Here is a 22,367-nt window from a genome sequence, read left to right on the forward strand (position 1 = left end):
GTCTCCCGCAAGCCGCCCGGCTCCGGTCAACCCGCCTTGGCGGCGGCGCACACGGCCGCGCAGACGCGGCTCAGATCACCGTCGCCGGTGACGTACGGCGGCATGGTGTAGATCAGATCGCGGAAGGGGCGGAGCCAGACACCCTCCCGCACCGCCGCCCGGGTGGCCGCCGCGATGTCGACCTCGTGGTCGAGCTGGACCACCCCGATGGCGCCCAGCACCCGCACCTCACGCACGCCCGGCAGCCTGGCGGCCCCGGACAGACCGGCCCGCAGCCCCGCCTCGATGCGGTTCACCTCCCGCCGCCAGTCCTGTGCCAGGAGAAGCTCCGTCGAGGCCCCGGCCACCGCCGACGCCAGTGGATTGCCCATGAACGTCGGGCCGTGGGCAAGGGCCGGCATCTCCCCGCTGGAGATGCCCTCCGCCACCTCAGAGCTGCACAATGTCGCCGCCAGAGTGAGATAGCCGCCGGTCAGAGCCTTGCCGACGCACATCACATCCGGACCGACCCCGGCGTGCTCCGCCGCGAAGAGCTCCCCGGTCCGGCCGAAACCGGTGGCGATCTCGTCGAAGACCAGCAGGACGTCGTGCTCGTCGCAGGCCTCCCGCAGCACCCGCAGATAGCCCGGGGAGTGGAAGCGCATGCCGCCGGCGCCCTGCACGACCGGTTCCACGACCACCGCCGCGAGCTCCTGCGCATGCCGGGCGACCAGCTGCCGGAGCCGGTCGGCGTAGGTCTCGTCGAGCCCCTTCTCGAAACCGGGCGGCGGAGCGTCGGCGAACACCTGCCGCGGCAGCAGGCCCGACCACAGCTCGTGCATCCCGCCGTCCGGGTCGCAGACCGACATCGGATGCCAGGTGTCGCCGTGGTAGCCGCCCCGCCAGGTCAGCAGGCGCTGCTTGGCCGGACGGCCGCGGGACCGCCAGTACTGCAGGCACATCTTCACCGCGACCTCGACCGAAACCGAACCGGAGTCCGCGAGGAAGACGTGCGACAGCGGTTCCGGGGTGATCTCCACCAGCCGGGCGGCGAGCCGGACGGCCGGCTCGTGGGTGAGTCCGCCGAACATCACGTGACTCATCCGCTCCAACTGCCGGTGCGCGGCAGCGTTGAGCACCGGGTGGTTGTACCCGTGGATGGCCGACCACCACGAGGACATCCCGTCGACCAGTTCGCTCCGCCCCTCGGCAGGCTCCGCCAGCCTCAGCCGGACACCCGAGGCCGAATCCACCACCAGGGGTGCCTGGCGGCCGGGCATCGGGCCGTAGGGGTGCCAGACGTGTTGTCGATCGAGGGCCAGCAGTTCCTCGGTGCCGAGCCGCTCAGGCATTGGGCGGCAGCTCGGTCCCGGTGCCGCGGCGACGGACCGAGACGAGGTCGGCCCGCGCCTGCCCGGCCCGCGGTACGGGGGAGCCCGTGCCTGCCCGATGTTCCGGCAGCGTCTCGGTACGCACGCCCTCCACCTCGAAACCGGCGTCGGCGATCATGTCCAGGTCCGCCCGTCCCGCCTGGCCCTCACTGGTCAGGTAGTCCCCGAGGAAGATCGAGTTGGCCAGGTGGAGCGCCAGCGGTTGGAGCGACCGCAGGTGCACCTCGCGGCCCGCGGCGAGCCGGACCTCCACGTCGGGGCAGACGAACCGCACCATCGCCAGGATGCGCAGCGCCCGCTGTGGCGTGAGGTGCCACTCCTTCGAAAGCGGTGTGCCCTCGAACGGGATCAGGAAGTTCACCGGAACCGAGTCGGGATCGAGGTCGCGCAGCGCGAAGACGACATCGACGAGATCCTCGTCGGACTCTCCCATCCCGGCGATCAGCCCGGAGCAGGCGGACAGACCGGCCGTCTGCGCCTGTCGCACCGTCGACACCCGGTCGGAGAAGTCGTGGGTGGTGCAGATGTCGCCGTAGGTCGCCTCAGAGGTGTTGAGGTTGTGGTTGTAGGCGTCGGCCCCCGCCGAGCGCAGCCGCTCCGCCTGCCCGTCGGAGAGCAGACCGAGGCAGGCGCACACCTCGACGCCCTCGTTGGCCGCCTTGACCGCCTCGATGGTCTGCGAGACCCGGTCCACGTCCCGATCGGTCGGGCCCCGCCCGCTCGCCACCAGGCAGACCCGCTTCGCCCCGCCGGCCACGCCGGCCTCCGCGGCGGCTGCCGCCTCCTCGGGCTTCAGCCAGGTGTACTTGAGGATCTCGGCGCGCGAACCGAGCCGTTGCGAGCAGTATGAGCAGTCTTCGGGACAGAGCCCGGACTTCAGGTTGACCAGGTAGTTGAGCTTCACCCGGCGGCCGAACCAGCGGCGGCGCACCCGTCCGGCGGCGGCCACCACATCGAGGAGTTCGTCGTCCGTCGTCGCCAGCACGGCGAGCGCCTCGTCCCGGGTCGGCGGTTCGGGCCGCAGTCCCTTGTCCACCAGCGTTTTCAGCAGCTCCATGGCCTCGATCCTCCACCACGCCGCCGAGCCGCACCAAGGAGGGACCGGACAACTCCGCAGCTGGCAGGTCTGTGCGTCGCGACACCCGTAACGGCTCGCCACGGGACTACCGTCGGCACGAGCCCCGCCAGCGGCGCGGTGGGCAGGAAGGGGAGCGGGATGCGCCAGGATCCGTTCGACTGGCTCGGGGAACATGCCGACGCCCGGGCCCGGTCAGGGCTCGTGCGGACCCTCCGGCCGCGTCCGGCGGAGGACGCCCTCCTCGACCTGGCGGGAAACGACTACCTCGCCCTGGCCCGCCACCCGGAGATCGTCGAAGCGGCCGCCGGCGCGGCGCGGCGCTGGGGCGCCGGCGCCACCGGCTCACGTCTGGTCACCGGCAGCACCGAGCTCCACGCGGAGTTGGAGCGTGAACTCGCCCGCTTCTGCGGTTTCGAGGCCGCGCTGGTCTTCTCCTCCGGGTACGCCGCCAACCTCGCGGCGGTCGGTTCGCTCAGCGACCGCGAGACTCTGGTGGTCTCGGACGCGGCCAACCACGCCTCCCTCATCGACGGCTGCCGGCTCTCCCGGGCGAAGACGGTCGTGGCCCCGCACGCCGACCCGGGGGCGGTGGGCAAGGCCCTCGACGGTCACGACGGCAGGTCGATGGTGGTCAGCGACACGGTGTTCTCCGTCGACGGTGACGCCGCCCCACTGCCGGCGCTGGCCGCCGTCTGCCGGGAGCGCGGTGCAGCACTGGTGCTCGACGACGCGCACGGTCTCGGCGTGGTCGGAGCCGGGGGCCGTGGAGCGGCGCACTCGGCAGGTCTGGCGGGAAGATCGGACACCGTCGCGACCGTCACCCTCTCGAAAGCCTTCGGCAGCCAGGGGGGCGCGGTTCTCGGCCCGGCCCGGGTGATCGACCACCTGGTCAACACCGCGCGCACCTTCGTCTTCGACACCGGGCTCGCTCCGGCCGCCACCGGTGCCGCGCTGGCCGCGCTGCGCCTCCTGAGCGACGAACCCCGGCGGGCGGAGCGGGTGCGGGAGGTGGCAGGCGAGCTCCATGAGCGGTTGACCGACGCCGGTATCACCGCCGCCCGCCCCGACGCCGCCGTGATCTCCGTGCAGGCCCCGTCGCCCGAGGCCGCCGCGCGCTGGGCGGCCGACTGCCGGTCGGCCGGGCTCCTGGTCGGATGCTTCCGCCCGCCGTCGGTGCCGGACGGCGTCTCCCGGCTGCGGCTTACCGCACGCGCCGACCTGTCGCCGGCACAGCTGGCGACGGCGGTCGAGACGATCGCAACCACCGCCCCCGCCGGCTCGTAGCCGTCCGGCACCCGCCCGGCACCCGTCCGGCGTGCCGGCCGCCGCGGGAGCCGGAGCACCGGCACGTCGGACGGGCACGTCGGACGGGAAGTGGGGGCACGGTCCACGGTGTCCGGCGCTCAGCCCACCCGGCCGTACCGGACGGCTTCGGTCCAGATCTTCTCCAGCCGCACCACCGAGCCGCTCTTGGGCGAGTGCCAGATCTTTCCCTGGCCGGCGTAGATCCCCACGTGGTAGACGTGGCCGGCGGAGTGGAAGAACACCAGGTCGCCCGGGGCGCGTTCGGCGGCACTGATCCGGCGGGCGCTGCGGAACTGGGCGTCCGCCGTCCGCGGCAGCTGCTTCCCCGCCCGACCGAAGGCGTACAGCGTCAGGCCCGAGCAGTCGAAACGGTGCGGTCCCACGGCGCCGTACTGGTAGGGCGCGCCCTTCTTCGAGGCCGCGATCCGCAGCGCCTTGGCCGAGTGGGTGGCCGCCTGGGCCGGGGAAGCCGCGGCGGGAGCCAGCATCGTGCAGGCGACAGCCGCGGAGGTGAGGGCGGAGGCGGCACCGAGTCGGGAGAACCGTGAGCGAACGCGGTGCGGGGAGCCGGATCCGTATGCAGGCAATGCACAACCCTTCGTCGGCAGCCTGTGGTGGCCGGCCTCGTCGGACGCGCACTGGCGAAGCCGTCCGGTCGGGCTTTCCCCGGTCCCGTTCGCTCCGCGTGGGCGCTCCGACATCCCAGGCCGCCTCCACTCCTGCCGCCACCGCGGTGTCGACCAGAGGTCCGAGGCGGCGGCAGGACTCGGCTTCCGCCCCGGACCGCCCCGCCGTGGTGGCGGGGGCTTGCCCGTCTCCGGGATGGTCGCGCACCAGGCCGCTGCTTTCCGGAACGCGTCGACGCCGTGTCACCTGACGATCGACCCTCTGCCTCCAGCGGACCCGAGGGGGCTCGATGCCCTCCCCGAGGCGCCCGCCCCCTCGCCCACCAGCGGCGGAGCGGCACGGGGAGGGCGGGCGGACGGCTGAACGGAGCGCCGTCAGGGGGCCTTTCGCCGGTGACACCGGATAGCCCGATCGCGGTAGCCCGTTCGGAGCCATCGGTGTCACCCGGCGTGTCGCGACCGGATCAGGTGCTGAGCTCCCAGACCGCGTGTGCGATGGCGTCGCTGTTGTTGTCCAACGCGGTGTCGTCGATGTTCTCGGTGGTGTCGCACGAGGAGTGGTAGCAGGGGTCGAAGGGGGCTCCCGCCTGGCCGCCCCACTTCTCCGCCTGCTCGCTGGTCATCCGGGTGCTGGCGCCCGTGAAGAGCCCACCCACCGGAATTCCGGCCGACTTGAAGCTGGCGTGGTCGGAACGCCCGTCGCCCTCGGTCTCGATCTCGGTGGGAATGTCCCTGGCGGCGTACCAGTCCTTGAAGACCTTCTCCAGGGCCGGGTCGTCGTCGTAGACGAAGTATCCGGGGTTCGGCGAACCGATCATGTCGAAGTTGAGGTAGGAGGCGATCTTCGACCGTTCGTCGGAGGCGAGGTCGTTCACGTAGTGCTTGGAACCGACCATGCCGAGTTCCTCGGCTCCCCACCAGGCGAACCGGAGGTGTTTGGCCGGCTGCAGGTCGTTCTGGGCCACGGCGAGCGCGACCTCCAGTATCCCCGCCGATCCGGAGCCGTTGTCGTTGATGCCGGGACCGGCGGTGACGGAGTCCAGATGAGACCCGACCATCACCACCGCGTCCGGGTCGCCGCCGGGCCAGTCGGCGACCAGGTTGTAGCCGGTGGTGCCGCTCTGGGTGAACTCCTGGACGGTGGTGGTGAAGCCCGCGGAGTCCAACTGGCCCTTGATGTAGTCGAGCGAGGCCCGGTATCCCGGCCGTCCGTGGGCGCGGTCGCCGCCGTTCGCCTCGGCTATCGACTGCAGTTCGCCCAGGTGTGCCTTGACCTGTTGTATCGGGATGTCGGGCGCCGCCAGGGCGGGCGCCCGGGCGGCTTCGGCTCCGTTGGCGGTGCCGAGGAGTCCGGTGAGCAGCGCGGTGCAGGCGGCAGCGGCCACGGCTGTGCCGCGCAGACGGAAGTGACGTGTCACGGTGGGCTCCGATGAGTGTGGGGGGTACCGGGCCTTCGCGTAATGACGCGGACATGATGGTTCACGGGTGCGTGGGGTGCGTCAAGTGCGCTGACCGGACAGCCCGTACCACTGAGCGGTGTGGTCGGGGGCCCGCGGGAGGCGCGCGGCAGAGCCGGCCGCCGCGGAGGCGTGCCGGCTGAGGCGGTGGAACAGCCCCTGAGGCGGGGCGAACCCTGAGGCGGGTCCCGAAAGAGCGGCCGAGTCGTCAGCTCGGGCACAGACCGCGGAGCGGTGGAACAGCCCCGTCCCGGAGCGGTGCCGGGGCGGAGGGGGGCTCCTCAGGTGAGTTGGGTCAGCCGCCTGTGCGCCGCGTCACGGCGAGCCCCAGCGTCATGAGGCACAGCACGGACCAGGTCAGCCACAGCCAGGCGCTGGTTCCCAGCGCCACCGTGTAGGCGGTGACAAAGATCAAGCCGACCACCGTGCAGCCCGCCATCGTCTTCGCAGCACCGGCCATCTCGGCACCCTCCTCGCTACCCCGGCCGATCCAGCGGTCCCGGCCGGGGACCGGAACCCGGGCCGGGGGCCGGACAGCCATCGTCGCCCCGAGGAGAGGAGGGCGCTACCGGAGTCGGTCGGGCTACTGCCCACGCCCCTGGAGCGAGGCCAGGTAGGCGTTGTAGGCCAGCAGCTCCTGGTCGCCGTCGCGGTCGGCCGCACGGTCCGAGCGGCGCGAGGCGCGCTCCTCCGACCGGTACCACTGGAACAGCAGCGCCACCAGCACCAGCACCGAGGGCACCTCGCTGAACGCCCAGGCGATGCCCCCCGCCGCGTTCTGGTCGGCCAGGACGTCGATGCCCAGCGAGGCCGGTGGATCGAAGTAGGTCGACACCATGGGCTCGCTCGCCATCATCAGCGCGATACCGAAGAACGCGTGGAAGGGCATTCCGGCGAAGAGCGAGAGCATCCGCATCACGTAGCCGGGACGGTGGGGGCCCGGGTCCACACCGATGATCGGCCAGAAGAAGAAGAGTCCCACGACGAGGAAGTGCGCCATCATCGTGATGTGCCCGACCCTGTTGCTCATCAGGGCGTCGAAGATCGGCGTGAAGTAGAGGCCGTACAGGCTCGCGATGAACATCGGGATCGTGAACACCGGATGTGAGACGACGCGCACGTACCGGCTGTGCAGCAGCGCCACCAGCAGTTCCCGCGGGCCCTTGCGACCCCGCCCCGCCGAGGGCAGCGCACGCAGCAGCAGTGTCATCGGAGCGCCCAGTAGCACCAGGATGGGGGAGAGCATGCTGATCACCATGTGCTGCACCATGTGCACGCTGAACATGACCATGCCGTACTCGTTGAGAGCGGTGCACATGGTCAGGGCGACGGTCAGCACTCCGACGACGAAGGCGACGGTGCGGGACACCGGCCAGCTGTCGCCTCTCCTGCGCAGCCGCAGCACCCCCCATCCGTAGAGCACCAGCGCCAGCACACTGCCCACGAGGAAGAACGGCTCGCCGGTGAACTCCAGACCTCGCCCCAGCGTGAACGGCGGCAGATCCATGATCATGCCGTGCCCGCTGTGATCCATTCCGCTCTCCTCATTTCACACCGAATCGCACCACCAGACTAGATCGGCACCCGGCCGGGAACTCGGCCGGGTGCCGATCGCAGCCCCGCTGCTCTGCGACCACCGCCCGGGGGAGGCCGGTGGTGCCGGCGTCCTCCCCCGGGCGGTGGAACGAGCCGGCTCAGGCCGACTGGGTGGCGGCGGCGATCCGCTCCTCCCGGAGCGCCTCGTACCAGCGGTCGTCGGTCGGTGGCAGCGTGTCCACCTCAAGGGCGAGCTTCAGCAGCAGATCGGCGATCAGCGGGTTGCGGGCCAGCACCGGACCGTGCATGTAGGTGCCGAACACGTTGCCGCTGTAGGCGCCTTCCGTACCGTCCCCGCTGCCGTTGCCGTGACCGAACCGCACCCGTGCGAACGGCTTGGCCCCCGCGCCGAGGCGGGTGATCCCCTGGTGGTTCTCGAAGCCGGTCAGCGGCGGAAGCCCCAGCGTCCCGTCGATGTCGGCGAGCAGGTCGCCCACGCACCGCTGGTCCCCACTGCGGGTGCTGACCACGTCCAGGACACCGAGCCCGGCCTCCCGCTCGCCCAGATCGTTGACGAACTCGTGCCCCAGGATCTGGTAGCCGGCGCAGACCGCGAAGACGGCCGCACCGTCGGCGACGGCCCGGCTGAGCCCCCCGTCCCGGCGGAGACGCTCCGCGGCCAGCCGCTGCGGGCGGTCCTCTCCGCCGCCGATCAGATAGATGTCGCCGGAGGTGGGGAGCGGCTGGTCGCTCCGTACGTCCAGGCGCGTCACGTCCAGTCCCCGCTGCCGGGCCCGGCGCTCCACCACCAGCGCGTTGCCCTGGTCACCGTAGGTACTCAGCAGGTCCGGGTAGATCCAGACCAGACGCAGGCTGCTCTCGCTCATGCTCGGTTTCCTCTGTGGGTCGGGGCCGGGTCAGTTGCCCACGCGGCGGCGCAGGTCCTGGAAGGCCGTGTAGTTGGCGATCACCTCGATCCGGCCGGGCGGAGCCTGCCGCACGGCCTCCTCGGCCGTCTCGCAGACCCGGAAGTCGAGCCCCGCGACCTCGAGGCGGACCGCCAGGTCCAACTTCCGTTCGCCGATCACCAGGATCGGGTGGCCGGCCAGGCGCGGATAGTCGACATCCCACAGCCAGGAGGTGTCCGTGCCGTCCGCGGGGCGGGCGTTGACCGAGAGGATCACCGGGGCGGGCGGCGGCTCGATCAGCGAGAACGTCTCCAACCAGCCGGCCGGGTTCTTCGCCAGCAGCAGCCGCAGTTCGCGCCCCTGGAAGGAGATGACGTCGTAGCGGCCGGCGACGGCCTGGACGTCGTACATCCGCTCCAGAGCGACCTGCGGCGGCACCCCGAAGACCGCGGCCACGGCGGCGGAGGTGGTGGCGTTGGCCTTGTTGGCCCGACCGGGGAGCTGGAGCCGGATCGGCCACGCCGATCCGTGCGGGTCCAGTACCGAGTCGCCGGAGAGGGCCCAGCTGGGCGCCGGCCGCCGGAAACCGCAGTCGGCGCAGAGCCAGTCGTCGTCGGGGCGCTGCAGGACCCCTCCGCAGGACGGGCAGGACCACGCGTCGTCCTTCCACTCCTGCCCCGCGGCGACCCAGATGACGTTGGGGGAGGAGGAGGCGGCCCAGACGATGAGCGGGTCGTCGCAGTTGGCGATGGTGATCGCCTTGTTGCCGGCCAGGCCCTCCCGCCACTTCTCGGCGAGCATCCGGGTCTCGCCGGCCCGGTCGAGCTGGTCGCGGGAGAGGTTGAGCAGGGCGATCGCCTTCGGGGTGACGTCCCGGGCGACCCCGGCGAGGTACTTCTCGTCGACCTCGATGACGCCGTACTTGGCGTCCGAACCTCCGGCGAGCGCGGAGGTGATGCCGGCCGGCATGTTCGCGCCCAGCGCGTTGGAGACCACCGGGCCACTGGCCCGGAGCGCCTCGGCGATCAACCGGGTGGTGGTCGTCTTGCCGTTCGTCGCGGAGACCAGGACGACGTCGAGGTGCTGCGCCACCCGGGCCAGCAGGTCCGGGTCGAGCCGCAGCGCCACCTTGCCGCCGATCACCGATCCGCTGCCGCGGCCTGCCGCTCGGGATACCGCCGCCGCTGCCCTGCCCGCCGTCACGGCCAGTTTGGCTCGCGGCGACAACGGCTCCGTGTTGCCTGACATCGTCCCTGCTCCTCCTCGAATCCCGCGCCGCAGCCCGCAGCCAGACCCGGTCCGCCGAGGAACGGACGCTCTCCACGCGCCGAATCGCCGGCCGGGAGGCTTCGGTCAGGCTCAGCCTACCGAGATCAACTGCCCATCCCGAACCCCGCCACCCGCCGACTCGACGGCTCGCGGCCCATCCGTATCCTTCTCCGCATGCGACACGGCGGGATCCCCGGCAGCTCAGGGTCGGTGCAGGCGCTGCGGCGGTACGGCGATCCGGTGCTCCGTCAGCCGTGCGCCGAGGTCACCGAGTTCGGCGCGGCCCTGAGCGGACTCATCGAGAACATGTACGCGACCATGTACGCGGCGCGCGGCGTGGGACTGGCCGCCAACCAGGTCGGGGTGGCCCTGCGCGTGTTCGTCTACGACTGCCCCGACGACGAGGACCGCCGCCACCTCGGACACGTGGTCAACCCCCGCCTGGTGGAGATCGGCGAGGAGTTGGTGGTCGGTGCGGAGGGATGCCTCTCGCTGCCGGGCGTCGAGGCGCGGACCCCCCGCTTCGACCACGCGGTCGTCGAGGGGGTGGACGCCACCGGTACGCCGGTCCGCGTCGCCGGCACCGGCTTCTTCGCGCGGTGCCTGCAACACGAGACGGACCATCTCGACGGCCTGGTCTACGCGGACCGGCTGAGTGGTTGGCGGCGGCGTCGGGTGCTCCGCTCAGCCGCCAGGGCACACCGGGCGCGGAGCTGAGGACGGTTGCCGGGGGCTCCCTCCGCCGGGCGCCGGCGGACCGGCGTCCAAGTCCTCGCCCGCCCCGCTCCGCCGCGGCGGCGCCGTGCCGGCGGCGGCTCAGCCCCCGCTGGCGGCGGGCCGATCGCCCACCGCAGCCAGTCGGCCCCACAACAGGTCGGTGAGGTGCCCCACCAACTGCCCGCGCGGGAAAGGGCGCTCGCGGAGCCACCAGTCGCCGGCGGCGTACATCATGCCGACGATGCCGTGCCCCCAGGAACGCGCGGCTGCCTCGCCGTCGGGGCCGAGATCGATCCGTTCGATGACGACCTGGGCCAACTCCTCACCCATCCGCCGGAGCAGGGGAGCCGAGTGCCGCCCCGTCTCGAAGCCCTGTCCCGTGGCGCGGTCGTCGTCGCTCGGGTGCATCAGGAAGCGGTATACCTGCGGCCGTGCCTCGATCGCCGCCAGGTAGGTGTCCAGGGTGGCCTCGACCTGGGCCCGGCGCTCGGCCGGCGCGTCCAGCGCCGCGCGCAACCCGGCGAGCAGGGCGTTGGTGTGGCGTACGGCGAGAGCCCGGTACAGGCCGCTCTTGTCGCCGAAGTGCCGGTAGAGGATGGGTTTGGTGATGCCGGCCTCGGCGGCTATGGCGTTCATCGACGCGCCGGGACCGTCCCGCAGCACCACCCGGTCGGCCGCCTCCAGCAGCTGTCTTCGACGGCGCTCGGACGCCTCCTGCCTGACCGCTCGCTGGCTGGTCGCCGTCTCCCTCTCCATCGCCCGGGACCTCTCCTTCCTCACGTTGCCCATCGTTTCCCCACCACGCCTGACCAGTCGCTGCAGCGCAACGTAACACCAGACCAGCGGAGCGCTACCGGGGGCTGAGGAGTTGACATGCCCTACTCGCTGGTAACAGACTTTGGTTACCGTAAGTAAGTGCAGGTGGAGGGGATATGGCGGAGTTCACGCTCGATCTCAACGAAGATCAGCGGGCAGTCCGGGACTGGATCCACGGTTTCGCGGCCGAGGTCATTCGGCCGGCCGCGGCCGAATGGGACGAACGAGAGGAGACCCCCTGGCCCGTGATCCAGGAGGCGGCCAAGATCGGCCTGTACTCCCTGGACTTCTACGCCCAGCAGTACTTCGACCCCACCGGTCTCGGTATTCCGCTGACCATGGAGGAACTCTTCTGGGGCGACGCGGGTATCGGGCTGTCCATCGTGGGCACCGGCCTGGCCGCCGTCGGCGTCCTCGCCAACGGCACCGAGGAGCAGATCGGCACCTGGGTGCCCCAGATGTACGGCGACGCGCAGGACGTCAAGGTCGCCGCGTTCTGCTCCTCCGAACCCGACGCCGGATCCGACGTCGCGGCGATGCGCACCCGCGCTCGCTACGACGAGGCCAAGGACGAGTGGGTGCTGGGCGGCACCAAGACCTGGGCCACCAACGGAGGGATCGCCAACGTCCACGTCGTGGTCGCGGTCGTCGACCCGGAACTCGGCTCCAGGGGGCACGCCTCCTTCGTGATCCCGCCGGGCACGCCGGGCCTTTCCCAGGGCCAGAAGTTCCGCAAGCACGGAATCCGGGCCTCCCACACCGCGGAGGTCGTCCTGGAGGACGTCCGAGTCCCGGGACACTGCCTTCTCGGGGGCAAGGAGAAGCTCGACGAGCGGCTGGCCCGGGCCCGGGAGCGCCTGAAGAACCCCGACAGCGGCGGGGAGAGGGTCAGGAACGCCGCCATGGCCACCTTCGAGGCCTCCCGCCCGGCCGTCGGAGCGCAGGCGGTCGGCATCGCCCGTGCCGCCTACGAGGTGGCCCTGGAGTACGCCAAGACCCGGGTGCAGTTCGGCCGGCCGATCATCGACAACCAGGGAGTCGCCTTCCAGCTCGCCGATATGCGCACCCAGATCGACGCCGCCCGGCTGCTGGTCTGGCGCGCCTCCTGGATGGCGATGGCGGGCAAGCCGTTCACCTCCGCCGAGGGGTCCATGTCCAAGCTGTACGCCGGTGAGGTGGCCAAGAAGGTCACCGCTCAGGCGATGCAGATCCTGGGCGGCAACGGCTACACCCGCGAGTACCCGGTGGAGCGTATGCACCGCGACGCGGCGATCTACAGCATCTTCGAGGGGACGAGCGAGATCCAGCGGCTGGTCATCGCCCGCACCCTGTCCGGGATGCCGATCCGCTGAGCCGCCCGGCGTCGGCCGCCGGGCGGCCCCGGTGGGAAGCGGGTGGGCCTCAGGGCTCCACCACGATCTTCCTGCCCTGCCCGGAGCGGAACTGTTCCATCGCCTGGGGGTACCGCTCCAGGGGCAGCCGGTGGCTGATGAAGACCTCCGGGTCCAGCACACCGGTGGCGAACAGCTCGGCGGCCCGCTCGTAGCTGTGCAGCACGGCCATCGAGCCGGTGATGGTGATCTCCTGGTTGTAGATCTTGTACGGCTCGATGGTGGCGGTGGTCGCGTAGTCGGAGACCCCGAACTGCAGGAAGGTGCCGGCCTTGGCCACCCGGCCGATCCCGTCCTGGATGGCCGCGGCGTTGCCGGTGGCGTCGATCACCACGTCCCAGCCCTGCGGCCGGTCCAACTCCTCGGCGCCGGCGGCGGCCCGGGAGCAGCCCAGCTGCCGAGCCGTGGCCAGCCGCTCCGGATTGACGTCGACGACGTCGACCGCCGCTGCCCCGGTGCGCTTGGCCAGTTCGAGCATCATCAGCCCCATGGTGCCCGAGCCGTAGATCAGCACCTGGGCGGCGAGTCGGCTGCCGAGCACGTCGTACCCGCGTACCGCGCAGGAGAGCGGCTCGATGAGCGCGGCGTCGGCCACCGACACGTGGTCCGGGAGCCGTACGCAGTTGGCCACCGGAGCGACCGCGTACTCAGCGGCGCCGCCGGAGACGGTCACCCCGATCGCCGCCCACCGGTCGCACAGGTTGTTGTGCCCCGAACGACAGTAACGGCACTCGTAGCAGTACAGCGACGGGTCGACCGCGACCCGGTCGCCCAGGGCGAGTTCGCTCACCTCGCTGCCGAGGCCCACGACCTCACCGGCGAACTCGTGTCCGGGGACGATCGGCAGGGTCGGCGCGAACTCGCCCTGCAGAATGTGCAGATCGGTGCCGCAGAGGCCGCAGGCCGCCACGTCCACCACGACTTCCCGCGGGCCCGGGGTGGGGTCGGGGACGGTGGTGAGCGTTACCTTGCCGGGGGCTTCGATGAGTGCGGCCCTCATTTGACGGCTCCAAGAGACAGGCCCTGGACGAGTTTGTCCTGGGCGGCGAACCCGGCGACGAGCACCGGCAGGGAGATGACGACCGACGCGGCACACAGCTGGGCCAGGAACAGCCCCTGACTGGTGACGAAGGTGGTCAGGAAGACCGGCGCGGTCTGGGCGACCACCGCGGTCAGCACACGGGCGAAGAGCAGCTCGTTCCAGCTGAAGATGAAGCAGATCAACGCGGTCGCGGCGATGCCGGGACCGACCACCGGCGCCACCACCCGGGTGAGGACGGCCGGCAGCCGTGCCCCGTCGATCTGCGCCGCCTCGATCAACGAGTCCGGCACGTCGGCGAGGAAGGACTGCAGCATCCACACCGCGATGGGCAGGTTCATCGAGGTGTACAGGAGGACCAGCAGCCAGATGTTGTCGAGCAACCCGGTGTTCTTGGCGAACAGGAAGATCGGCAGGAGCCCGGCGACCACCGGCAGCATCTTCGTGGACAGGAAGAAGAAGAGCACGTCGGTCCACTTCTTCACCCGGCGCAGCGAGAGCGCGTAGGCCGCCGGCAGTGCCAGCACCAGCACCAGCAGGGTGGAGGCGGTGCTCGCCCACAGCGAGTTGAGGAGCGGCGGCCAGGGGCTCCCTCCACCGCCGGAGCCGAAGAACTGGCGGTAGGCGTCCAGCGTGAGCGGCGCGGCCAGCGAGGGCGGGCTGGTCGCCGCGTCCGGCTCGGAGTGGAAGGAGGTCAGCACCATCCAGACCATGGGTAGGACGAACAGCACCCCGACCACCCAGGTGAGCAGGGTGAGGGCGGCACCGCGGCGGCGGCCGCGGACCAGGGCGGGCGCGTTCGGCGGTACGGATTCCGTCGGGATGCTCACGCCCGGGACACCTCCTCGCTGAAGAGGGACGAGACGACCCGCAGGGCGAAGGTCGCGATGACGATGGAGCCGATCACCACGAGCACGCCGGCGGCCGAGGCCAACCCGTACTCGTGGGCCTGGTAGAAGGTCTGGTAGACGGTGTAGGGCAGGTTCGCGGTGCCGAGCCCGCCGGAGGTGATGGTGAAGACGGCGTCGAAGTTCTGCACGATGTAGATCGACCCGAGCAGCACCCCCAACTCCAGGTAGCGGCGCAGATGCGGGAGGGTGAGGTAACGGAAGATCTGCCAGCTCCCCGCGCCGTCCAGCCGGGCCGCCTCCACCGTCTCCAGCGGCCTGCTCTGCAACCCGGCGAGCAGGATCAGCATCATGAACGGCGTCCACTGCCAAACCAGGGAGGCCTCTACGGCCAGCAGCGGCATCGAGGAGATCCAGTCCGGCTGCGGCGGATCGGCGCCGAAGAGCTCCGCCACCCAGACCAGCGAGCCGTTCAGCAGGCCGTACTCGGGGTTGTACAGCACGTGCTTCCAGAGCAGCGCCGCGGCCACCGGCACCAGCAGGAACGGTGCGATGAGCATGGTGCGCACCAGCCCCCGGCCGCGGAACGAGCGGTCCAGCAGCAGTGCCAGCAGCAGCCCGAGCACCACACTGGCGATGACGACCGTCGCCGTCAGCAGGGCGGTGGTGAGGACGGAGCTGCGCAGGTCGGGATCGGTGGCCACCTCGCCGTAGTTCGACAGTCCGGCGAAGCTCCGGTTTCCTGGGGAGAAGGCGTTCCAGTCGAAGAACGAGATCACCAGGGTGGTGACGAAGGGCAGCTGGGTGACGATGATCAGGAAGACCAGGGCCGGCAGCAGCGGGGCCCGGGTCACCCAGGCCTTGAGCCGGTCGGACTTCCCGGAGCCGGCCCGAGGGGGTTCCCCGGAGGCCGGAGCGACCGTGCGCGGAGCGGGGTCCGCCAGTGGGGTACTCATCAGTCCCGGTACTCCTCTCCGACCTTCTCCGCCAACTTCTGCGACCTGCGGAGCGCCGACTGCACGGACTGCCTGCCGGCTATCGCGGCGCTGATCTCCTGGGAGACCTTCGTGCCGAGATCGGAGAACTCCGGAATGTCGACGAACTGGATGCCGATGGTCGGCCGCGGCTGCTTCCCCGGGTCACGTGGATCGGCGCTCGAGATGGAACGGCGGGTGACCTCCGAGAAGGCCGCCGACGCCTTGCGGTACTCGGGGTTCTCGTAGGTGGAGGCCCGTTTGCCGGCCGGGACGTTCTGCCAGCCGATCTCCTCGCCGACGAGCTCCTCGTACTCCTTGCCGGAGGCCCAGGAGATGAACCTCCAGGCCTTGTCCGCCTTGCGGGAGACCTTCTGCATGCCCCAAGCCCAGGTGTAGAGCCACCCCGAACTGTCCGTCTCGGCGACCGGGGCCTGGACGTACCCGATCTTCCCCTTCACCGGTGATCCCGCCGCCTCCAGCGACCCCGCGGCAGCCGTGGCGTCGTACCACATGGCGGTCTTCCCCTGGGTGAGGTTGTTCAGGCACTCGGCGTACCCGGCCTGCGCCGCGCCCGCCTCGCCGTGCGAACGCACCAGGTCGACGTAGAACTCCGTCGCCTTGGTGAACGCCGGTGAGGTGAGTTGGGCCTCCCAGTCCTCCGTGAACCAGGTGCCGCCGAACGTGTTGACGACGGTGGTGAGCGGAGCGATCAACTCGCCCCAGCCGGGCAGCCCGCGCAGGCAGATGCCCTTCATCCCCGGTCTGGCCCCGTGGGTCTTCGCCGCGAACTCCGCCACCTGTTTCCAGGTCGGACGGTCGGGCATGTCCAGACCCGCTTCCTCGAAGACGTCCTTGCGGTACATCAGGAAGGAAGACTCACCGTAGAAGGGCTGGCCGTAGAGCTTCCCGTCCTCGGCGGTGAGGGAGTCCCGCATCGGGCGCAGGATGTCGTCCTGGTCGAACTCCCTGTCCGCCTCGACGAACTCGTCCAGTGGGTGGAGCCAGTCGTTCTTGGCATAGAACGGGATTTCGAAGTTGCTGAGCGTGGCGACGTCGTACTGGCCCGCCTGGTTGGCGAAATCCTGGCTGATCTTGTCGCGCACGTCGTTCTCGGGGAGCACGGTGAACTTGACCTTGATGCCGGTCTCCGCGGTGAAGTGCTCCGCCGTCAGCTTCTGCAACTCGACCATCTGCGGGTTGTTCACCATCAGGACGTTGATGGTCTCCCGGTCGGAGCCGAGTCCGCCCGCCCCCGCGCAGCCGGTGAGCAGAGCACCCGAGGTCGCGGCCACCACCAGGGTTCGTATCAGATGTCGTCGTCGATTCGGCATGGGTTCTCCCAACCGCTCGTCTGAGCTGGTCGTGGGCCGGGGCGCTCCGGAGCGCGGGGCGGGCGGGGGGACACTTGGCACTGCTGCCCGGGGGTGGGGCCGTCCCGGTGGACGCGGCTCACACCCGGATGACCTGCGGTCCGAGGAGCGAGTAGCGATGGGCCTCGGACAGCGGCAACCCGGTGTCGGTGACGATGGCCTCGAAGTCCGGGACTTCGGCGAACCGGCAGAAGCTGGCCGCTCCGAACTTGGTGTGCACCCCGGCGAAGACCCTCCGCCGGGAGACCCGTACTGCCTGGGACTTGACGGCCGAGACCGCTGGGTCGGGTGTGGTCAGGCCGTGTTCCCGGGAGATGCCGTTGGCGCCGATGAAGGCGAGGTCGATGACGAAGCCCGCCAGCATCCGGGTCGCCCAGTGGTCCACGGTGGCCAGCGTCCCACCGCGGACCCGTCCGCCCAGGAGGACCACGGTCGTCCGCTCCCGGTCGGCGAGGCCGCCGGCGGTCGCGAGTGAGGAGGTGAGGACGGTCAGCGGGCGGTCGTCGGGGAGTACCTGGGCGATCAGCTGCGGGGTGAAGCCCTCGTCGACGTAGACGGTCTCGGCGTCCCGGACCAGATCGGCCGCGGCCGCCGCTATCCGGGACTTCTCCGGTACGTGCATGGTGGTGCGGAAGGCGAGGGTGGTCTCGAACCCCGCGCTCTCCACCGGATACGCGCCGCCGTGCGTGCGGCGCACCAGACCGTGGTCTTCGAGCACCCGCAGATCGCGGCGGACGGTCTCCTTGGACACCTGGAACTCGGCCGAGAGCTTCCCGACGTCCACCGAGCCCGAGCGCCGGGCGAGCTCCAGGATTCCCCGGCGGCGTTCTTCGGCGTCCAACGGCACAACACCTGTTTCCATGATCTGTCTGGCGGGCCCGGCGATGCCCGTTCGGGCTTGCGAAGACGTTTCTACCGGTAGGACAAGGCTCTGGCCAGGTTCTACGGAGGGCGGATGATGACTGTTTGTGCCCGCTTTCGCTGCCTGCGGTGCCCAGCTCAGCGGCCTGGAGCGAGCCGGAACCGCCGACCCGGGTGCCCGATTCGGTGGTTGGACGGCCCGTTGCCTGCCTGCGGCGGGTTTCCGTTGGTTCCGGGGCGGTCATCGGCGTGCCGTCACACCGGCCGGGTGGTGTGACGAGGACGACACACCGCGGACGGTGTTCGGGGCAGTGGCTTAGGGTGCCGCTCAGCGGGTACCACGGTCCTTCGGCAGCCACGGAGGGAGCCGGAGCATGCGATTCCGCGACCGCAGACAGGCAGGTCAGGAGCTCGCCGATCGGCTGCGGGAAGAACGAGGGCGGCTGCCTGACCCCGTCGTCCTCGGGCTGCCCCGGGGTGGTGTTCCGGTGGCCGACGAAGTGGCCCGGGCACTCGGGGCGCCGCTGGACGTCCTGGTCTCCCGCAAGATCGGCGCACCGTTCAACCCGGAGTTCGGTGTCGGCGCGGTCGCCGGGGAACAGCCCCCGATCTACGACGAGCGGTCAATCGCCGCCCTCGGTCTGTCCACCGACCAACTCGCCGCCGCGGCGGAGGAGGAGCGCGCCGAAGTCCGGCGCCGGGAGGCGCTCTACCGGCGCGGTCGGGAGGCGCCGGAACTCCGGGAGCGCAGCGTGGTGGTGGTCGACGACGGGCTCGCGACCGGGATCACCGCCCGGGCCGCGCTGGCCTCGGTCCACGACCGTGGCGCGGCCCGACTGCTGCTGGCGGTCCCGGTGTCGGCTCCCGACACCGCGGAAGCCTTCCGGAATGCGGGTGAGGACCTGGTCTGCCTCTACGAACCCCAGGGCTTCACGGCCGTCGGACGGTGGTACGAGGACTTCGCCCAGGTCAGCGACGACGAGGTGGTCAGTATTCTCATGGCGCCCCGAACGGTGAGCTGAACGCCGGAGGACCGTCGGTCCCGGCCGTCTGGGCCGTCGTACCACCGGCGGCGTCCGCCCGACCCTTTCCGACTGGTGACCATGCTCGGGGGCAACCGCGTACCGCCCGGTCGTGCAGGACGAGTTTCCGCTTCCCGAAGCCCTGTCCAAGAGGACGCACCGTGGGTGCCCCGGTCACGGAGGGTCCGTTCCCCCGAACGGAGGGCCGGGAAGGTGTTCGGGTTTGCCTGGATTTCCCAGAGTGAAGCGTGACGAAGTCTCGTTTCACTCTGGGAAAAGGGGAGCACGTCATGTTCAGGTTCGCGCAGTTGGCCCGCAAGCCCCATCTCAAGGCCGCCGGAGCAGTGGCCGCCCTGCTGATGGCCGGGAGCCCGGCAGTCGCCGCGGCACCTCCGGCGGCCGTCGCCGCCCCCGCCAAGCCGTACGGAACGGTCATCGCGGTCCAGGGGGTCAAGGAGCGGCAGTTCCCGAGCACCGACTCGTCGGTGAAGGGCACGCTGCCCCACCGCGCACAGATCGGGCTGAAGTGCAAGGTCCGCGCGGAGAACGTCGAGGGCAACAACATCTGGTACCTGCTGCGCGACCGCCCGGTCTGGGTGACGGCGAGGTACGTGGAGAACACCGGCACCGTGCGGTTCTGCAACGAGGTCCTGCGCAGCCCGCTGACGGACGGCAAGCAGGCCAAGCACGCCAAGGGGTGAAGCCGCGGGGCTGACACGGCGGGCCCCACGGCTCGCCGCCACGAGGGTGCCGCGCCCCGGGCGACGGCACCCTCGTCCGCGTCCGGTGGCACACGGCCGATCCGTCACGTCCGAGAGGCGCCTCGGTCCGGCAGTACCGTCGCGCGACTGATAACCCTCTGATCACCGTCGACGACGAACGCTTGTCGCACCGGACCGGCTCGGAGAGCGTGGAGCCGAAACGGACTCGACGGTGGAAGAGGTGGCCCGATGGCCCACACGGCCGATGCGATCGTGGTCGGTGCCGGACTGGCCGGACTGGTGGCCGCCGCGGAGCTGGCCGAAGCCGGCCGCCGGGTGATCGTCCTGGACCAGGAGCCGGAAGGCTCACTCGGCGGACAGGCCCACTGGTCGTTCGGCGGACTGTTCCTGGTGGACTCACCCGAGCAGCGTCGGCTGCGCATCCGCGACAGCCACGCGCTGGCCTGGCAGGACTGGCAGGGCACGGCCGGCTTCGACCGGCCGGAGGACCACTGGCCCCGCCGCTGGGCCGAGGCCTACGTCGACTTCGCGGCGGGGGAGAAGCGGTCCTGGCTCCGCTCGCTGGGCGTCCGGCTCTTCCCTGTCGTGGGCTGGGCCGAGCGCGGAGGTTACGACGCACGCGGACACGGCAACTCGGTGCCCCGTTTCCACATCACCTGGGGCACCGGCCCGGGGCTGGTCGAACCGTTCGAGCGCAGGGTGCGTGAGGGCGTCGACCGCGGCCGGGTCGAGCTGCGCTTCCGGCACCGGGTCGACGAAGTCGTCGTCACCGACGGCCGGGTCCAGGGGGTGCGGGGCGCCGTCCTGGAGCCCAGCGGCGTCCGGCGCGGCGAGGCGAGTTCGCGCACGGTGGTCGGTGAGTTCGAGCTGACGGCGGGGGTGGTCATCGTCGCCTCCGGCGGTATCGGCGGCAACCACGAGCTGGTGCGGCGCAACTGGCCCGAGCGGCTCGGCCCGGCGCCCAGGCGCATGCTGTCGGGGGTTCCCGCCCACGTCGACGGGCGGATGCTGGAGATCACCGAGCGGGCCGGCGGCGCCATCGTCAACCGGGACCGCATGTGGCACTACACCGAGGGTGTCCAGAACTGGAACCCGGTCTGGGAGGGGCACGGGATCCGGATCCTGCCCGGGCCGTCCTCACTCTGGCTCGACGCCGGCGGGAAGCGGCTGCCGGTGCCGCTCTTTCCCGGTTTCGACACGCTCGGCACCCTGGAGCACATCCTGCGGACCGGTTACGAGCACACCTGGTTCGTGTTGAACCAGCGGATCATCGGCAAGGAGTTCACCCTCTCGGGGTCGGAGCAGAACCCGGACCTCACCGGCCGGAGCGTCCGCGGAGTCATCGGCCGGGCGCGCGCCGAGGTGCCGGGGCCGGTCAGGGCGTTCATGGACCACGGAGCCGACTTCGTCGTGGCCCGGGACCTGGCCGCGCTGGTCCGGGGCATGAACGGACTCACCGGGGAACCGCTGATCGACGAGGCGGAGCTGCGCCGGGAGATCACCGAGCGGGACCGGGAGGTAGCCAACCCGTACACCAAGGACCTCCAGCTGACCGCCGTGCGGGGCAGTCGCAGGTATCTCGGCGACCGGCTGGTCCGCACCGCCGCCGTGCACCGCGTTCTCGACGAGCGGGCCGGCCCGCTCGTCGCCGTCCGGCTGCACGTCCTCACCCGCAAGACCCTCGGCGGATTGCACACCGACCTGTCCGGTCGCGTCCTGGACGCTGAGGGCGAGCCCGTGCCCGGCCTGTACGGGGCCGGGGAGGCGGCCGGCTTCGGCGGCGGCGGAATGCACGGCTACCGCTCACTGGAGGGCACTTTCCTCGGCGGCTGCCTCTTCTCCGGCAGGGTCGCCGGGCGAGCGGCCGCCCGGGCGACCTCATGAGCGGCGGCGAGAGGAGGTAAGGTGATTGAAGCGTAAACTACCTAGGGAGTGGGCCCAGTGATGCAGTTCGGGATCTTCACCGTGGGTGACGTCACCCCTGACCCCACGACCGGCCGGACGCCGACCGAGCACGAGCGGATCAACGCGATGGTCGCCATCGCGCTCAAAGCCGAAGAGGTGGGGCTGGACGTCTTCGCGACCGGAGAGCACCACAACCCGCCCTTCGTGCCGTCCTCGCCGACCACCATGCTCGGCTACATCGCGGCCCGGACCGAGCGGCTCCTGCTCTCCACCTCCACCACGCTGATCACGACCAACGACCCGGTGAAGATCGCCGAGGACTTCGCCATGCTCCAGCACCTGGCGGGCGGCCGCGTCGACCTGATGATGGGCCGCGGCAACACCGCACCGGTCTACCCGTGGTTCGGCCAGGACATCCGGCAGGGCATCCCGCTGGCCATCGAGAACTACGCCCTGCTGCACCGGCTCTGGCGGGAGGAGGCGGTGGACTGGCGGGGACGCTTCCGCACCCCGTTGGAGGGGTTCACCTCCACACCGCGGCCCCTGGACGGCGTCCCCCCGTTCGTCTGGCACGGCTCGATCCGCAGCCCCGAGATCGCCGAACAGGCCGCCTACTACGGCGACGGGTTCTTCGCGAACAACATCTTCTGGCCCAAGGAGCACTTCGCCCGGCTGATCGGGCTCTACCGGGAGCGCTTCGCCCACCACGGCCACGGCACCCCCGAGCAGGCCGTGGTCGGGCTCGGCGGGCAGGTCTTCATGCGGCGGAACTCCCAGGACGCGGTGCGGGAGTTCCGGCCCTACTTCGACAACGCGCCGGTCTACGGCCACGGCCCGACGCTGGAGGAGTTCACCGAGCAGACACCGCTCACCGTGGGCAGCCCCCAGCAGGTCATCGACAAGACCCTGACCTTCCGTGACACCTTCGGCGACTACCAGCGGCAGCTGTTCCTCATGGACCACGCCGGACTGCCGCTGAAAACCGTGCTCGAGCAACTGGACATCCTGGGGGAGGAGGTCGTGCCGGTCCTCCGCCGGGAGTTCGCCTCCGACCGCCCCGCATCGGTGCCGGACGGCCCCACGCACGAGGCGCGCCGCGCACTCCGGGACGCCGGCGGCGCCCCGTCCACCGCTGGCTGAGCGCCCGTGG

21 protein-coding genes are annotated in these 22,367 nt (G+C 70.9%); 7 read left to right on the top strand and 14 right to left on the bottom strand.

Going from position 1 to position 22,367, the window contains the following annotated elements:
* Positions 1 to 26: 26 nt before the first annotated feature.
* Both BGP73_RS20235 and bioB read right to left on the bottom strand, forming a co-directional pair.
* Positions 27 to 1,331 (bottom strand): adenosylmethionine--8-amino-7-oxononanoate transaminase, encoded by a 1,305-nt coding sequence (locus tag BGP73_RS20235; protein WP_069817013.1) that lies wholly within the window; start codon positions 1,329 to 1,331, stop codon positions 27 to 29.
* Positions 1,324 to 2,427, bottom strand: coding sequence for a biotin synthase BioB (bioB, locus tag BGP73_RS20240; protein ID WP_069817014.1), 1,104 nt, complete (start codon positions 2,425 to 2,427; stop codon positions 1,324 to 1,326). Before bioB ends, BGP73_RS20235 begins: the two co-directional genes overlap by 8 nt.
* Before the next feature lie 159 nt (positions 2,428 to 2,586).
* Here bioB and BGP73_RS20245 point away from each other — a divergent pair, with 159 nt between their 5' ends.
* Entirely contained in the window at positions 2,587 to 3,732 is a 1,146-nt protein-coding gene (locus tag BGP73_RS20245) for an 8-amino-7-oxononanoate synthase (protein ID WP_069817015.1), read from the top strand.
* Between the two features lie 119 nt (positions 3,733 to 3,851).
* Here the strand turns inward: BGP73_RS20245 and BGP73_RS20250 are convergent, their stop codons facing one another.
* The 6 genes from BGP73_RS20250 to BGP73_RS20270 form a co-directional block, all read right to left on the bottom strand.
* Entirely contained in the window at positions 3,852 to 4,340 is a 489-nt protein-coding gene (locus BGP73_RS20250) for a C40 family peptidase (RefSeq protein ID WP_069817016.1), read from the bottom strand.
* A gap of 503 nt (positions 4,341 to 4,843) precedes the next feature.
* Complete coding sequence (locus BGP73_RS20255) at positions 4,844 to 5,797, bottom strand: M28 family metallopeptidase (RefSeq protein ID WP_069817018.1); 954 nt, start codon at positions 5,795 to 5,797, stop codon at positions 4,844 to 4,846.
* A 334-nt stretch (positions 5,798 to 6,131) separates the two neighbouring features.
* Complete coding sequence (locus BGP73_RS23220) at positions 6,132 to 6,296, bottom strand: hypothetical protein (RefSeq protein WP_170837900.1); 165 nt, start codon at positions 6,294 to 6,296, stop codon at positions 6,132 to 6,134.
* A gap of 123 nt (positions 6,297 to 6,419) precedes the next feature.
* A complete protein-coding gene (locus tag BGP73_RS20260; protein ID WP_069817020.1) occupies positions 6,420 to 7,370 on the bottom strand; it encodes a cytochrome c oxidase assembly protein in 951 nt (316 codons plus the stop codon).
* Between the two features lie 160 nt (positions 7,371 to 7,530).
* Entirely contained in the window at positions 7,531 to 8,259 is a 729-nt protein-coding gene (locus BGP73_RS20265) for a type 1 glutamine amidotransferase (protein WP_069817022.1), read from the bottom strand.
* 30 nt (positions 8,260 to 8,289) lie between these two features.
* Positions 8,290 to 9,528, bottom strand: coding sequence for a Mur ligase family protein (locus BGP73_RS20270; RefSeq protein ID WP_069817024.1), 1,239 nt, complete (start codon positions 9,526 to 9,528; stop codon positions 8,290 to 8,292).
* 195 nt (positions 9,529 to 9,723) lie between these two features.
* Between BGP73_RS20270 and def the strand changes: the two genes are divergently transcribed.
* Positions 9,724 to 10,266 (top strand): peptide deformylase, encoded by a 543-nt coding sequence (gene def, locus BGP73_RS20275; protein WP_069817027.1) that lies wholly within the window; start codon positions 9,724 to 9,726, stop codon positions 10,264 to 10,266.
* Positions 10,267 to 10,365: 99 nt separating this feature from the next.
* Here def and BGP73_RS20280 read toward each other — a convergent pair whose 3' ends face one another.
* Positions 10,366 to 11,022: a TetR family transcriptional regulator gene (locus BGP73_RS20280; protein WP_069817029.1), complete on the bottom strand. Its 657-nt coding sequence runs from the start codon at positions 11,020 to 11,022 to the stop codon at positions 10,366 to 10,368.
* Positions 11,023 to 11,198: 176 nt separating this feature from the next.
* Here BGP73_RS20280 and BGP73_RS20285 point away from each other — a divergent pair, with 176 nt between their 5' ends.
* On the top strand, positions 11,199 to 12,434 hold the full coding sequence (locus tag BGP73_RS20285) for an acyl-CoA dehydrogenase family protein (protein ID WP_069817031.1): 1,236 nt from the start codon (positions 11,199 to 11,201) through the stop codon (positions 12,432 to 12,434).
* A gap of 49 nt (positions 12,435 to 12,483) precedes the next feature.
* On the opposite strand, the gene BGP73_RS20290 is transcribed toward BGP73_RS20285, so the two are convergent.
* The 5 genes from BGP73_RS20290 to BGP73_RS20310 form a co-directional block, all read right to left on the bottom strand.
* Positions 12,484 to 13,473, bottom strand: coding sequence for a zinc-dependent alcohol dehydrogenase family protein (locus BGP73_RS20290; RefSeq protein ID WP_069817033.1), 990 nt, complete (start codon positions 13,471 to 13,473; stop codon positions 12,484 to 12,486).
* A complete protein-coding gene (locus BGP73_RS20295) occupies positions 13,470 to 14,342 on the bottom strand; it encodes a carbohydrate ABC transporter permease (RefSeq protein WP_069817035.1) in 873 nt (290 codons plus the stop codon). The genes BGP73_RS20290 and BGP73_RS20295 overlap by 4 nt, the downstream gene beginning before the upstream one ends.
* Positions 14,339 to 15,316, bottom strand: coding sequence for a carbohydrate ABC transporter permease (locus BGP73_RS20300; RefSeq protein ID WP_069817037.1), 978 nt, complete (start codon positions 15,314 to 15,316; stop codon positions 14,339 to 14,341). The genes BGP73_RS20295 and BGP73_RS20300 overlap by 4 nt, the downstream gene beginning before the upstream one ends.
* Complete coding sequence (locus tag BGP73_RS20305; protein WP_069817038.1) at positions 15,316 to 16,668, bottom strand: ABC transporter substrate-binding protein; 1,353 nt, start codon at positions 16,666 to 16,668, stop codon at positions 15,316 to 15,318. Before BGP73_RS20305 ends, BGP73_RS20300 begins: the two co-directional genes overlap by 1 nt.
* Before the next feature lie 118 nt (positions 16,669 to 16,786).
* Positions 16,787 to 17,548, bottom strand: coding sequence for a DeoR/GlpR family DNA-binding transcription regulator (locus tag BGP73_RS20310; protein WP_107474100.1), 762 nt, complete (start codon positions 17,546 to 17,548; stop codon positions 16,787 to 16,789).
* 394 nt (positions 17,549 to 17,942) lie between these two features.
* Here BGP73_RS20310 and BGP73_RS20315 point away from each other — a divergent pair, with 394 nt between their 5' ends.
* From BGP73_RS20315 to BGP73_RS20330, 4 genes are all read left to right on the top strand, one after another.
* The gene (locus BGP73_RS20315) at positions 17,943 to 18,590 is read left to right on the top strand and encodes a phosphoribosyltransferase (protein WP_069817042.1); all 648 of its coding nucleotides are present in this window, start codon (positions 17,943 to 17,945) and stop codon (positions 18,588 to 18,590) included.
* A gap of 290 nt (positions 18,591 to 18,880) precedes the next feature.
* On the top strand, positions 18,881 to 19,291 hold the full coding sequence (locus BGP73_RS20320) for a hypothetical protein (RefSeq protein WP_069817044.1): 411 nt from the start codon (positions 18,881 to 18,883) through the stop codon (positions 19,289 to 19,291).
* 249 nt (positions 19,292 to 19,540) lie between these two features.
* Entirely contained in the window at positions 19,541 to 21,196 is a 1,656-nt protein-coding gene (locus BGP73_RS20325; RefSeq protein ID WP_069817046.1) for an FAD-binding dehydrogenase, read from the top strand.
* Positions 21,197 to 21,256: 60 nt separating this feature from the next.
* Positions 21,257 to 22,357 carry an LLM class flavin-dependent oxidoreductase gene (locus tag BGP73_RS20330; protein WP_069817048.1) on the top strand — a complete coding sequence of 367 codons (1,101 nt, stop codon included), beginning with the start codon at positions 21,257 to 21,259 and terminating at the stop codon, positions 22,355 to 22,357.
* The last annotated feature ends 10 nt before the right edge of the window (positions 22,358 to 22,367 follow it).

It is taken from the genome of Streptomyces sp. TP-A0874, assembly GCF_001748085.1.
Lineage (GTDB): Bacteria > Actinomycetota > Actinomycetes > Streptomycetales > Streptomycetaceae > Streptomyces.

Excerpts from the sequence above, each read along its gene's own strand:
- BGP73_RS20325 (WP_069817046.1), top strand. The coding sequence starts at position 19,541 with ATGGCCCACACGGCCGATGCGATCGTGGTCGGTGCCGGACTGGCCGGA.
- BGP73_RS20235 (WP_069817013.1), bottom strand. The coding sequence starts at position 1,331 with ATGCCTGAGCGGCTCGGCACCGAGGAACTGCTGGCCCTCGATCGACAA.
- BGP73_RS20305 (WP_069817038.1), bottom strand. The coding sequence starts at position 16,668 with ATGCCGAATCGACGACGACATCTGATACGAACCCTGGTGGTGGCCGCG.
- bioB (WP_069817014.1), bottom strand. The coding sequence starts at position 2,427 with ATGGAGCTGCTGAAAACGCTGGTGGACAAGGGACTGCGGCCCGAACCG.
- BGP73_RS20320 (WP_069817044.1), top strand. The coding sequence starts at position 18,881 with ATGTTCAGGTTCGCGCAGTTGGCCCGCAAGCCCCATCTCAAGGCCGCC.
- BGP73_RS23220 (WP_170837900.1), bottom strand. The coding sequence starts at position 6,296 with ATGGCCGGTGCTGCGAAGACGATGGCGGGCTGCACGGTGGTCGGCTTG.
- BGP73_RS20285 (WP_069817031.1), top strand. The coding sequence starts at position 11,199 with ATGGCGGAGTTCACGCTCGATCTCAACGAAGATCAGCGGGCAGTCCGG.
- BGP73_RS20290 (WP_069817033.1), bottom strand. The coding sequence starts at position 13,473 with ATGAGGGCCGCACTCATCGAAGCCCCCGGCAAGGTAACGCTCACCACC.
- def (WP_069817027.1), top strand. The coding sequence starts at position 9,724 with ATGCGACACGGCGGGATCCCCGGCAGCTCAGGGTCGGTGCAGGCGCTG.
- BGP73_RS20280 (WP_069817029.1), bottom strand. The coding sequence starts at position 11,022 with ATGGAGAGGGAGACGGCGACCAGCCAGCGAGCGGTCAGGCAGGAGGCG.
- BGP73_RS20330 (WP_069817048.1), top strand. The coding sequence starts at position 21,257 with ATGCAGTTCGGGATCTTCACCGTGGGTGACGTCACCCCTGACCCCACG.
- BGP73_RS20315 (WP_069817042.1), top strand. The coding sequence starts at position 17,943 with ATGCGATTCCGCGACCGCAGACAGGCAGGTCAGGAGCTCGCCGATCGG.
- BGP73_RS20245 (WP_069817015.1), top strand. The coding sequence starts at position 2,587 with ATGCGCCAGGATCCGTTCGACTGGCTCGGGGAACATGCCGACGCCCGG.
- BGP73_RS20300 (WP_069817037.1), bottom strand. The coding sequence starts at position 15,316 with ATGAGTACCCCACTGGCGGACCCCGCTCCGCGCACGGTCGCTCCGGCC.
- BGP73_RS20265 (WP_069817022.1), bottom strand. The coding sequence starts at position 8,259 with ATGAGCGAGAGCAGCCTGCGTCTGGTCTGGATCTACCCGGACCTGCTG.
- BGP73_RS20260 (WP_069817020.1), bottom strand. The coding sequence starts at position 7,370 with ATGGATCACAGCGGGCACGGCATGATCATGGATCTGCCGCCGTTCACG.
- BGP73_RS20270 (WP_069817024.1), bottom strand. The coding sequence starts at position 9,528 with ATGTCAGGCAACACGGAGCCGTTGTCGCCGCGAGCCAAACTGGCCGTG.